Raw genomic sequence first — 12512 nt, 5'->3', positions numbered from 1 at the left:
GGAACGTAGCGCAGCGGAATAACGCACGGAGTGCGGCCCCGAAGGGTTGAGCGCAGCGAATAACTTGCCTGCAAGGGATAGTCCTCGCTGGTTAACCAGGAAAGACCCTTGACCCAATACCGGACGCACGGGGAAAGACTGATCCCGAAGCCCGCTCCATGCGGGAATTCGACGCACTCTGCCTGCCTGAAGTAAAAAATATACACTGGGACAAATCAAAATTATCCGGACACAAACAAAAGCCAGCCAGGCTGCATTTGCCGCATTCCTGGACATCAGTGCATCCACGATTCGGCAGTAGGAACAGGGAGAAAAAGCACCTAACGGCGCGTCGATGAAGTTGCTTAGCATTGCCAAAAAGAAGGAGCTTCAGGCGCCTCGCCAATAAAAGGCACCTGAAAAGTAGGCACCCTCGATTGTGCGCACTTTCTTTATGCCTTCCCATCATCTTAATGATAGCAGGCACGGAGCAAGCCCCCTCCAAGCCTTATACGAACACTTAAGGCCCAGGGCCACTATTTATTGAGCTGCTTTCCTTACCTCTTTAATAAAATCTGCCATGGTGTATAACCAGCGTTTCTGGGCTTCAGAAAAGCTTCCATGGATCGCCGCCGGGATGACCAACTGCAGATTCTTCGCTATCATTTCATCGGTCTGAAACGAACTGATACCAGCCTCTAGTGTGGCCAGGAATTTCCGGTCCAGCAGGTCACCTTCAGACAGAACCTGCCTCCAGCGGTCTTTACAGGTTGTTTTGGCCCCGAGAAGAAAGATCTTTTCCTTAGGGTATTCTGGGTCGTGGTAGGCGCCGAAATCAGGAAACAGAAAATCAGGCTTGGCCTTGTTTTCTGTTACGCGCACCCCACCCCCCTTCTCAAATGGAAGCCTGTTCTGCTGAAAAACAAATCCCAGATGATTCTCAAAGGCGTGACCAACCCGTGATTTTCGGCGGTTCTGAACACTCAGAGAGAATGCAATAAACTCATCTACATCGTCTCCTGCAGCACCGAAACCGGAGCGTAGCCTTTCAGACACCACATGCCGTTCGTACGCTCTGAAGAGCGCTTCCTCACGCTCCATCCAGCCAATCAGAGCATTGTCGGGATCTGCGATGCAATCAAAGTCAGCCACATCTCTAGCTACTGCTGAAAATTCTGCTGTTTTTGGAAACTTTTCAGGAAATCTCGCCAAGAGCATATCGAGGTCATTCTGAGCCTCACTCACGTCGAATGCTCTGACACCAAGGTCTTCCAGCAGCATCTTTATAGGAAGGATTAGGGTCTGTGACGGCATGGACGCAGAGGTGAAGCTCTGGTCGACGCCCGACAGACCGAAAAGATGACGCAGCTGAAATTCCACGGATGAGCTGGCAGGGGAAAAAAGAAGGAGAAGACTTCCGTCACGCTTCTTCGCTACCAGCAAGAAATCTGTCGGCTGGATCAAATCCGTGACAGGATTTGATTTATAGTAAAGGCGATACTCTGGTGGGCGTTTCGGGTTTCTCCAGCGTGCGTCGTACCAAGTCACCATATCCTGGCAGAGTTCGACATCTTCCTCATCTTTGATGTATGCCATTAGCGCAGGGAAGTGGTACCTGTCGGATTTTCCGGGTGCCCCGAGATAGCTTTTAAAACCCACGCTGGGCAACCCGCCGATCTCATGTTGATTTGATCGAGCTGGATCGGCATCTACAGCACTCAAGTACTTCGCTGCCGCCCCCTCAAAGATCTCATTTACTGAATCGAGCACTGCAATATCTCCACTCGGAAAATTCTGAAACCGAACACAGCTACAATCTGGCGCCTATAAACCGAATCAGGACGCTAATACCAACTTGGCACGATCCAAGCATTTGCTCATCAACTGGTCTACCTCCATTTCTTTCATCGCCTCGAAAACCTTGCCAGCGCCAACTTTATTCAATTCAGTCATGAATTTGCGCCAGTGCTCTTCACGAGCAAGAACCCACTCATCCCGGGAAAACGCCCGAAGTATACCGGCAGAAATTGCCGGTCGGATAAACAACCCCGGGCGTTCAACGGTGCTAAGTCGCATGTCAGTCGAGCGAAAAATAATGCTCAGCGCCTTCTCAGGATCGTCAGGCATTAGTCGCTTAGCAATCCAGTAGTTCCACCAGAGCCGCGAAACAGCATTATCATCCCTCCACCTCGTCCGGGTATCAGCAAAAAAGTGAGCACGAATCGCTTTAGCCAGAACTTCCCCTGTTTTTCCTTCAAGCCAGCGCTTCTGACAGAACCCAAGGCATTCAAGATGAGTTAGCCGGATCCAGATTCTGTTTTCCGTTGCCAGAGAAGGGGTTAAGCTACTGAGTGACCGCCATACCAGTATTGAGTTGTTAATTTCCGCCTCAGCAGTTCTGGCCGGGTCAAGCTCTCTCAGGGGACCGGGATCGTAGGTAAGGCTGGTTGCAATCTCCCAGTTACCCTGTTCTGCGAGATCCCGAAATCCTTCCGAGCAATATCGCTCGACATTTTCATCAATCGAATCGATTAGATGATCAGCAACCGCCTGACCAACATAAAGTACTTTCTTCAAGCTCATTAACTCAGCGCCTCCACCGCTTCATGCACCTTGCCGACCGGGCAGTCGAGCAACATCTGTGCTTTTCTGAGGAGATCTTTTCCGTCGAGTTCCACTCCTACCTGACGGCAACGGGATTCAATTGCACGGTACCACCTGAGGTGATCACTCTTCTCTCTGGAAGCGACATCAAGGACCTCCATAAGACATGGCAGGTATAATGAGGACAACAGTATCTGGCGCCCATGGCCGCTATTGCGAACTAGATTCAACGATTCGTATAGCGTTGGATGAACCTGAATAACAATGACCTGAGTATCCGTACCAACCCTGAATAATCCATTCTCAACACTGCGTGCCGATTCAAGACGAAAGACTGACTCCATCGGAACCAGCTTATCCAGGCCAGCATCAAATTCGAACTCGTCACTTACACCAGCAAGTGAGTATTTTCTGAGCGGAAAATCCTGCTTCCCGAACTCTTCATGAATTAACCCTGCGGGCATCGATAGCGTATCTACAGCAACATAGATGATAGCTCTGAGCTTAACCACGCCCCGTAGATTCCCTCCGCTGACGGACACCTTCCAGCTGCTGGGAGAGATCGGGAAAAACTCCGAATAGTAGGTATGCTCGCAGGTGACGTACAATCCGCATGCCATCTTTCCTTCTGCGAGCACACGATCTAAAAACCGCTCCCCGGGCCTGAGCTCGCCTCGAATCTCGACTTCACCGGTTTCAGTTACTTCCCGGACGGGCTCAACGTCCAAACTGAATGTTGCCGATGGATAGTCATCCGTAAAGCTGGCCAGCACCGGGTAAGGGAAGCGGGTATCAGCCTTGAGCTTCATTGTTATTCTCCTCTTTCAGGCTGAGCGAGATTTCAATTGGCCCTTCATATGGTTCAGCCAGTTCAACCAAAATCGCTATCCGATCACCTTCCTTCAGCTCAATCTCACATGCACCCTTGGTTACCGTATGCCCCGGCGCCGCGACAACCGGCAGCCGTTCTTCATCGGCAATACCAGCGGCGATGACATCCAGTCGTGCCGTACCCGATTTCTCCGGTGTAAAAAAAATCTTTCTGGACCGGGTGTCGCCACCTTTGACTGTATTACGTAATCCCTTAATCGGGACCTGTCCTCCTCGAGGCCCAGCTACTCCACCCTTTCCTTTACCGGTTCCTGGGCCGCTGGTTGCCCCCCCGCTTCCCCCGGGTTTCTTTCCGCCACTTCCGCCTTCTGACCCTCCAGACGCTGATGCACCCGAGCTCTCCGGTTTCTTTCGCATTTCAACTTTTATCGATGTGGGATCTTTTTCGCTTGTGCCTGTATTCTGTATTCTGTCGGCTTTATCTTCCGGAGCCGCGAAAAAGTTATTGAGGTCATCCAGCTGAACTTCGTCATCCGGAGGGAGCGTGGTGTGGCTTTTTATCCTCTCCCGGATCCAAGCATTCATTTTGTTCACAGCTTCCCTCAGGGAGCGACTCAGTTCAGGATCTTCAATCCGTTCGGGAGAAAGCTCATCATGCCTCGGATTCTCCAGAGCCCTGATGTGCGAGGAAGCACTATCATCAATTGGCTCAACAACTGCAATGAAGTCTTTTTGGAGTGGAAACCGGGCAAGTTTCTCCTTGAAATGCCGGAAACGGGACGTGATGAACATTCCGTTCCGAATTAGACCAACCTGCTTTTCGAGCCGGTCCTCAATTAGAATTGATAGCCTTACTCTTCCCAGCCCCTGAATGGTCTCCTCATAGCGAGCGCTTTCCGGGCTAGTCAGGCAACGATAGAGGTTATAACTAAATTTTAGATCTTCATCAGAGCCACGGCTAGAAGCAACTTCACGGAGCGTTTCGTTTACAAACAGTGCTGGCAGGGTGTCCCGGTCAATAACAAGGCCATCCCCGACCTCAAAAACCACTTTGCTGTTGTGGACGGCCGTGAAAAAATTTCGCACCAGTGACTCAGCAATACGCCAGTCCCACCCGTCCTCTGACAAAAAACCTAGCGCTGTCACAGTGGTTCCCGGCTCAGTCCTCTGCAGCCATTCGGGCAACGCTGACATAATCGTGGCCGGCATATAGTTTTCAGCCTCGCCCCAATACCCTGTCGCGCTGTATTCCTGCCCCGGACCTTTATTGTGGGAAACAAGAATAGCTTTGGCCTGCGCCAGAAACTGACTGCTACCAGATGAGTCCGTATACACCGTTGAATAAAAGACGCTTCTCAGGGCTGAGACTGCGTAGGCCGCGTTTTTTCCGATACCGAAGGAGCCTCCGGACGTATCATCGCCTTTTTTGCTTACGCCTTTAGCTTTGATCAGCGCGTGATAGGGCGTACCAGGTTCGCATGGGCCGATAAGTCCCATGGTTCCTTCATCAATCACGTGAAGCAGGTCTATGTCCGAGGCACGGACAATTCGTTTGGCCCGCTCAAAGAACTGAATTTCTTTATCATCCCCCCTGTCCTTTGCTCGGCTCAGACAGGCCTCAATCGTTGCCCTGAATCCGGCTATATCAGGAACAGACTCTGTCGATATGGTTTCTTTCCAGAAGCGGACGATTACTCGTTCAGCATTGCCATCCGGCCCGGAATGTCGTGCTGCATCGATACTGTTCTGGCCACATTCGCGGGCGAGGCCTGCGAAGGGGGCATCTCTAAACGTCTCAACACCTGCATCAGCAAGCCCTTCATCTTCCTCCGCCTCATTGCGCAAAAACCTCCACAGCAACCCCATATGCCGTCCCTTAATGCAAGCCAGTCAATTTAGGGACTTAATCTCGCATTAATAGCACAGTCCGTCCAGACGGAAAGTGCTTTTCTGAAACAAGGGCGAGCGATTTTAGCGAGACATCAAAACCTGAAGAGAAACAATTTAACACCCACCTCTATTCAATTTACTGTCAGAAGATCAGGCTCAGAAGCCCAATATTCATGCTCGACAATATAAGGTCTCATGATCCGAGCCACCTCCTGAAAAGCTAGCGTCACAACAGAGTTTCCAAACTGCTTATATGCTCGGGTATCAGACACAGGAATTCTGAATTCATCAGGAAACCCCATCAATCTGGCACATTCACGAGGGGTTAACCGACGCGGTCTCTTCCTTCCTCTTTGTACAAGAATTTCCGACCCATCCTTGTAATATCTGGCAGAAAGGGTACGAGCAACGCTATCAGGCCCGACAAGGCCAAACCCAAAACCATTCCCTTTAGCCTGATGTTTTGCCTTGTAATCTTTCAGATATTTCCAAAGCTTCGGGGTTAGAATGTACTTTTCGTTCACCTCACCCTTTCCGTGGTCAAAGAAACGGTCGCCATCCCATTCAAGATAGGGTTCAGAACCGTCTTCTCGGTGCAAAACCTCTCGCATCCTCTTCTCACCCTTACCTGCCATTTTCATGGCATCCCATGAAAATGGCATAGGCTCACGAAAACCAACAATAGCAATTCGTTCCCGGTGCTGGGGCACAAAATGCTGGCCATCAATCACTTTAACGTGAACCTGGTAGCCCAACTCTTTTTCCAAGGTATCTATTATTACCCTAAAAGTGTTTCCCTTATCGTGTGATTTTAAATTCTTCACATTCTCCAAAAGGAAAGCCTTTGGCCTTTTTTCTTTAATGATCCTGGCGACATCAAAAAACAATGTACCTTGGGCCTCGCACGCAAAACCGTGCGAACGGCCTAAAGCATTTTTCTTGGATACCCCAGCAATGGAAAAAGGCTGACAAGGAAACCCGGCAAGCAGAACGTCATGATCAGGGATATCAGCAGCATTCACCTCTGTAATATCGCCATTAAGCTGATGGCTATCACCAAAATTACCGAGGTAAGTACGCTGAGCATAGCTGTCCCACTCACTCGTGAAGACACACTGCCCTCCGGCAGACTCAAAGGCCATACGCAGGCCACCGATTCCGGCGAAGAGATCCACAAACTTGAAATCCCCTGCTACCGGCTCTCTATTAAAAGGCAGCATTAGCTGCGTCAGGCGATCAGCCACATAGGGTTTGGGCTCGTTTTCTCGGGTTAACCAACGCCCCAAGGTACTCCCGTTGATCTCCAGAGCTTGCGCTAAATCACGACGTGTATAGACCCGAAGGGCCTCTTCCAGCTGTTCATATACGGTTGCATTACCCAACTTCAAGCCCTCCGGCGGGAATTTTTTGTGCATTTTGCATGCTTTTTGACCCAGCATCAACGAGTCATAGTCATGGATACCTGAAAAGCATGTAGCATCGAAGCATCTTTAAGCATTGAGCAAGAGAGAGCTCTCAATGGCTGATATTGTGCCGCCCAAAACCCGATCAAGAATGATGTCCAACATCAAGGGGCAGAACACAAAGCCAGAGCTCATCATACGATCCGAGCTTCACAGGCGTGGCTTCCGCTACCGACTTCATGAAAAACGCCTGCCCGGCAAACCAGACCTGGTTTTCCCCAAATACAAGGCAATAATCCAGATCAATGGCTGCTTTTGGCATGGCCATGATTGCCATCTATTTAAATGGCCCAGCACCAGACAGGAGTTTTGGCAGCAGAAGATTGAACAAACTCGCAAGAGAGATGCGGCCAACCTTGTCGAATACCGAAAACTCGGATGGAAGACGCTCACCATCTGGGAATGCGTCCTCAAGGGCAAAAACAAGCTGGGTATCAAGGAAACAATAGAAACCGCTGTGCGCTGGCTGCAGTTTGATGAAAATGACGCCGAAATCAGACAGAGACCCGCTGGTCGGCCAAATTGATGGTTCTCGCAGGCGCACTCGATCATCCTTGATCAACTTGTAGCCAGGCATTCCCACACCGCCTGAAAACCGGCATCGTAAATGCTGTTCCCGTGTTGGTGCTCCATCCGGACAAGGATACTTTCGAGCTTGCGACAGGCGCCAGCAGTAAACATCGGCTCTCCGCTCTCGATGAACACAATGGTTGAGGGAGAATCATCGGGATGAAAAGCCATCCCTCTATTCGCCATCTCATGCCACCACTCAAAAAGCCCGGCTTTGCTTTCATCGTTCCAGTCAGGAATATCCTTTTCACTGATCATGGCGACCTCCTTCCCCTGAATACTGTACATAAAGCCAGTAAAAGTAAAGCCCCTAATCCGCGCCTTCAACCCTTTCTGACAAGCGCCTGTCAGCTTCTTTTTGACCCATCTTCGCCCGCCCCCTAAGCTGAACCAAAGCCCCACGAACGGATAACAACAATGAAGCTCACCACCCTAACCCCTCCCCTGGAATCCCTCCACGCTTCCTCCGACGAGATTCTTCTGGTCTCTCTGATCAGCAGCGACGGGATGCCGGTGGTGCACTTTGGTGAAGGGCTGGATTTTGATGAGCAGAGCGCACTGTTCTTTGAGATGAAAAAGGCCTGCGACCGGGTACTGGAGGGGCTGAAACTGGGGGATAGCGAGGAGGTGTTTATCCGCTGCCGGGAGGGCTGCATCAGTATCTGGCCGGTGAAAGATATGGTGTTTGCCTGCCTGGCGAAGCCAACCATCAACTCCCAGCGCATGCAGATGCTGGTCTGGAAGACCGTTTCCCAGCTAAGCGGACTGGTTTAAGCCTCCTCCTGGGCATCTTCACGACCAGTTCTCATTCTTACCCCACACCAGTGAGCACGGGCCTTCCACGCACCTGAATCATTTTCATAGCAACAAAAAACCTACACCCTGCCCATGGAGAGATACACGGCGTTTCCCTAGTTTTCAAACCAAACATTCTGGGGGTATCTCAATGCCGCGTTCGACATTCAAAGCCGCTGTGCTGGCCACTATCCTGGGGGGCAGTGTCTTATCTCCCGCCTGGGCCGACGACAACACCGAAAGCCCCGTAGCCGGGGACATCATCCAAAACCAGTATATTGTCACCCTGGTTCCGAACATCACCGAACAGCTGGGCCTTAACAGCCTGACCACGGCCATTCAAACCTTGCTGGCCGGCATTGGTGGCGGTGAGGTGCTCTATACCTATGACAACGCCTTGTTGGGCATGACCGTCAGGCTGACCAGCCTGCAGGCGTCTTTGCTTGGCATTCTGCCCGGCGTCATCTCTGTTGAGCCGGACCGCATCGTCACCACGGTGGCAGTGCAGAATAACGCCACCTGGGGGCTGGACCGCGTCGATCAACCGGCCCTGCCACTGGATAACAGCTTCCAATACCCTAACAACGGCGGCCGCGACGTAAACATCTACGTGGTGGATACCGGGGTGCGCACCACCCACCAGGAGTTTACCGGTCGTATAGTGCCCGGACGTAACTTTGTCGCCGACGGCGCGCTGGGCTTTCTGTTCGGCGGCAGCGTTGACCCTGACAATTACGAAGACTGTAACGGCCATGGCTCCCACGTAGCGGGCACCGCAGCGGGCAGCACCTATGGTGTGGCCAAACAGGCCAACGTAATCCCAGTACGGGTCCTTAACTGTAACGGCAGCGGTAGCACCTCTGCCGTTATCGCCGGTATCGACTGGGTCGCCGGCAATCACCAGAAACCCGCCGTCGCCAATATGTCGCTCGGGGGCTTCACTTCCACCGCTCTGGATACCGCCGTTTCCAACGCTGTGACAGCGGGCGTGACCATGGTCGTGGCTGCAGGTAATGACAACACCAACGCCTGTAACGGCTCCCCTAACCGGGTGCCCGAAGCGCTGACGGTCGGTGCGACTACTCGCCAGGACCAGCGCTCCTCTTTTTCCAACTACGGCGCCTGTGTGGACCTGTTTGCACCGGGCAGCGACATCACCTCGGCCTGGTATCAATCCGATACACAGACGTCCAGCATTGATGGCACCTCCATGGCTGCTCCGCATGCTGCCGGCGCGGCCGCGCTGTATTTGGCCGCCAACCCCAGCGCTACGCCTGACGCGGTCAATCTGGCTCTGGTAAACGACGCCACAGCAGGCGCCATCAGCAACCCGGGCAGCCAGTCGCCTAACCTGTTACTGCAGATCACGCAGCAAGACGGCTCCGGGATCGACCGCCTGCCAACCGCAGCCTTCACCGCTGATTGCCAAGGCACAGTCTGTGAGCTGGATGCCAGCGGCTCCAGTGATGATGTGGCCGTAGCGGCCTGGGACTGGACTCTGGGCGACGGCAATGTGGCCAGTGGCGAGCAGATCAGCCATGACTACGGGGTGGATGGCGATTTCACCGTGACCCTGACCGTTACCGACACCGCCAACCAGACCGCCAGCACCGACCAGACCCTGAGCGTGGGAACAGACACCTCCCCGTGCCCGGACTGCACCCGCTATGAAGGCCAGCTGAACAACGGTGGCTCTGCGATCCTGCCGTCCAACGGTTTCAACTTTTCCGGCGGGCAGATTGACGCCTGGCTGTACAGCCCGGCGGGCGCCAGCTTCACCGTGACCCTGCAAGCACAAAGCTGCTTCCTGTTCTTCTGCGGCTGGAACAACGTAACCACCGCCAGCCCACAAGGTGGTGTAGCCGAGATCCATACCAATGTGAACAGCGGGTATTACCGCTGGCAGGTACAGGCCCAGAGTGGCTCCGGTGCCTATACGCTACTCACCAACCCGTAATTTTTTCTGCCTACGGTTTCGCCGGCGTCAACCTCCTGGTGCGCCGGTTTTTTTGTGTCTGATAAATAGACGCATCATGCTTCACGCCGCAAGCAACACGCCGAAAACCGTTGCGCGAGCGGCGCCGCTTGAAACAAAAAAGCCACCGCGAACGGTGGCTTTTCGTTTCTACTGGTGAGCGCCAGTGGGTCAGGCGACAGCAGATTCCTTCTGCTCGCCTGTGTTGCTTTCACTTTCATACAGGGCATCCAGTCGGTCGCCCTGGGTCATCAGGTATTCAAAGGCCGCCAGGGAAGCCTTGGAACCTTCACCCATGCTGATGACAATCTGCTTGTACGGCACCGTGGTCACGTCACCGGCGGCGTAAATGCCTTCCTCTGAGGTCTGGCACTTCTCGTTGATTTCGATTTCACCAAACCGGCTACGCTCGACCACACCCTCCAGAAAATCGCTGTTGGGCACCAGACCGATCTGAACGAACACACCGTGCAACGGCAGGGTATGCACTTGCTCTGTCTCGCGGTCCACGTACTCGATGGCATCCACCTTGCCATTGCTGGCAGTGATCTGTTTGGTCGCCACGTTTCTGTGGATGGTGACATTGGCTTTACTCTCCGCCTTGTCCACCAGCACCTTGTCGGCTTTCAACTCCGGCATGAACTCGAACACGTTCACGGATTTAACGATACCGGCCAGGTCCAGTGCAGCTTCAATGCCGGAGTTACCGCCACCGATCACCGCCACATCCTTGCCCTTGAAGAAGGGGCCATCGCAGTGCGGGCAGTAGGCCACACCATTACCGATGTTTTCTTTCTCACCGGGCACACCCAGCTCGCGCCATTTGGCACCGGTGGCCACGATCACGGTCTTGGTATCAATTTCTTCACCGGAAGACAGCACCACTGTCTTGATATCCCCCTTTTCCACACGGGCGACTTTCAGGTGCTCTTTCACCGTCACCTCGTAATCGTTCATGTGCGCCTGCAGCGCACCGGACAATTCCGGGCCAGTGGTTTTCTTCACGGAGATCAGGTTTTCGATATCCATGGTGTCTTTCACCTGGCCACCGATACGGTCGGCGATCAGGGTCACTTTCAGCCCCTTGCGGGCACTGTAGATGGCAGACGCCACACCGGCAGGCCCACCACCGATCACGGTCACGTCCTGCAATGGCATTTTTTCGCCAGCGCCCGCCTGGGCAATGCTCGGGTCATGTTCGAGCAGCTTGTCGATCAACTCGGCTGCGGTCACCTTGCCGTTGGCGAACAGCTCACCATTCAGGTAGACGCTGGGCACCCCCTGAATGTCGCGCTCGTTGACCACGTCCTGAAACAGGCCGCCATCAATCATTTCCGCGCGAATGTTCGGGTTCAACAAGGCGAACTGGTTCAAGGCCTGGACCACGTCCGGGCAGTTGTGACAGCTCAGGCTGATAAACACTTCGAAATGCATGTCGCCTTTGGCATTGGCGACCATGCGCTGGAGGCTGTCGTCCAGCTTGATGTCTGTCCCGGATGCATGCAGAAACGCCAGCACCAGGGAATTGAATTCGTGGCCTGCGGGAATACCGGAGAAACGGATACCCGTGTCTTCTCCATCGGCTTCCAGCAGAAAACTGATCGGGCTACGCAAGGTGTCGCCCATATCGCGTTCTTCGAACGCCAGGTTGTCACTGACACCAGCGATGTCGGAAAGAAAGCTGACCAGTTCATCGCGCTTGTCGTGGGTGCCTGCTTGCAGCACGAAAGTGACTTTCTTCTGCATGTTGGCGGCGTAGCCCTTGAGAGCCTGCAAAATTTCATTCGTGAGCATGAGTCTTCCCTTAACGTAAAAGCGTATTCAGTGACGTCAAAAATTCGGGGGGACAACAGCCCGGCGATCCCGCCGGACTGTTGTAACCTGAGGCAGATTTAGATCTTGCCGACCAGGTCCAGAGACGGGGCCAGAGTGGCTTCGCCTTCTTTCCATTTTGCCGGGCACACTTCGCCAGGATTGTTGCGAACGTACTGGGCGGCTTTCACCTTGCGCAGCAGATCGTCGGCATCACGGCCGATACCTTCGGCAGTGATTTCCATGGCCTGGATCACGCCATCCGGATCGATCAGGAAGGTAGCGCGGTCTGCTAGGCCCTGGCCTTCACGCATCACCTGGAAGTTGTTGGTGATGGTGCCGGTCTGGTCGCCAACCATGTAGTAGTTGATCTTCCCGATGGTGTCGGAGGTGTCGTGCCATGCCTTGTGGGTGAAGTGGGTATCGGTGGATACGGAGAACACTTCCACGCCCATGTTCTGCAGCTCTTCGTACTTGTCAGCCACGTCGCCCAGTTCGGTGGGGCAAACAAAAGTGAAGTCGGCGGGATAGAAGAAGAAGATCGCCCACTTGCCTTTTACGTCGGCATCAGAGATCTCTACAAATTCGCCCTG

11 protein-coding genes are annotated in these 12512 nt (G+C 53.3%); 3 read left to right on the top strand and 8 right to left on the bottom strand.

What is annotated here, in order from left to right; all coding sequences use genetic code 11:
• Positions 1–519: 519 nt before the first annotated feature.
• The 5 genes from ADG881_RS13075 to dcm form a co-directional block, all read right to left on the bottom strand.
• Entirely contained in the window at positions 520–1749 is a 1230-nt protein-coding gene (locus tag ADG881_RS13075) for a type II restriction endonuclease (RefSeq protein WP_007148444.1), read from the bottom strand.
• A 66-nt stretch (positions 1750–1815) separates the two neighbouring features.
• On the bottom strand, positions 1816–2562 hold the full coding sequence (locus tag ADG881_RS13070) for a DUF6339 family protein (RefSeq protein ID WP_050760164.1): 747 nt from the start codon (positions 2560–2562) through the stop codon (positions 1816–1818).
• A complete protein-coding gene (locus tag ADG881_RS13065; RefSeq protein ID WP_039926779.1) occupies positions 2562–3392 on the bottom strand; it encodes a hypothetical protein in 831 nt (276 codons plus the stop codon). The genes ADG881_RS13070 and ADG881_RS13065 overlap by 1 nt, the downstream gene beginning before the upstream one ends.
• Entirely contained in the window at positions 3376–5280 is a 1905-nt protein-coding gene (locus tag ADG881_RS13060) for a hypothetical protein (RefSeq protein WP_007149921.1), read from the bottom strand. The genes ADG881_RS13065 and ADG881_RS13060 overlap by 17 nt, the downstream gene beginning before the upstream one ends.
• A gap of 155 nt (positions 5281–5435) precedes the next feature.
• Complete coding sequence (gene dcm / locus ADG881_RS13055; RefSeq protein ID WP_007150915.1) at positions 5436–6743, bottom strand: DNA (cytosine-5-)-methyltransferase; 1308 nt, start codon at positions 6741–6743, stop codon at positions 5436–5438.
• A 79-nt stretch (positions 6744–6822) separates the two neighbouring features.
• On the opposite strand from dcm, the gene ADG881_RS13050 reads away from it, so the two are divergent.
• Positions 6823–7293 carry a very short patch repair endonuclease gene (locus tag ADG881_RS13050; protein WP_039926778.1) on the top strand — a complete coding sequence of 157 codons (471 nt, stop codon included), beginning with the start codon at positions 6823–6825 and terminating at the stop codon, positions 7291–7293.
• Positions 7294–7325: 32 nt separating this feature from the next.
• On the opposite strand, the gene ADG881_RS13045 is transcribed toward ADG881_RS13050, so the two are convergent.
• Positions 7326–7595: a hypothetical protein gene (locus tag ADG881_RS13045; RefSeq protein ID WP_155133102.1), complete on the bottom strand. Its 270-nt coding sequence runs from the start codon at positions 7593–7595 to the stop codon at positions 7326–7328.
• A 159-nt stretch (positions 7596–7754) separates the two neighbouring features.
• Between ADG881_RS13045 and ADG881_RS13040 the strand changes: the two genes are divergently transcribed.
• Positions 7755–8111: a hypothetical protein gene (locus ADG881_RS13040; RefSeq protein WP_007150672.1), complete on the top strand. Its 357-nt coding sequence runs from the start codon at positions 7755–7757 to the stop codon at positions 8109–8111.
• 172 nt (positions 8112–8283) lie between these two features.
• Positions 8284–10089: a S8 family serine peptidase gene (locus ADG881_RS13035; RefSeq protein ID WP_007149010.1), complete on the top strand. Its 1806-nt coding sequence runs from the start codon at positions 8284–8286 to the stop codon at positions 10087–10089.
• Between the two features lie 189 nt (positions 10090–10278).
• Here ADG881_RS13035 and ahpF read toward each other — a convergent pair whose 3' ends face one another.
• Together ahpF and ahpC are read right to left on the bottom strand one after the other, a co-directional pair.
• Positions 10279–11901 carry an alkyl hydroperoxide reductase subunit F gene (gene ahpF, locus ADG881_RS13030; protein WP_007151522.1) on the bottom strand — a complete coding sequence of 541 codons (1623 nt, stop codon included), beginning with the start codon at positions 11899–11901 and terminating at the stop codon, positions 10279–10281.
• A 98-nt stretch (positions 11902–11999) separates the two neighbouring features.
• Positions 12000–12512, bottom strand: a 513-nt coding sequence (ahpC, locus tag ADG881_RS13025) for an alkyl hydroperoxide reductase subunit C (protein ID WP_039927458.1), incomplete at its 5' end; no start/stop codon positions are given.

Origin of the sequence: Alcanivorax sp. DG881 (genome assembly GCF_000155615.1) — a bacterium.
Classification (GTDB): domain Bacteria; phylum Pseudomonadota; class Gammaproteobacteria; order Pseudomonadales; family Alcanivoracaceae; genus Alcanivorax.
The sequence above is the reverse complement of the archived record's forward strand: the minus strand, read 5'-3'. Positions and strand labels throughout refer to the sequence as shown.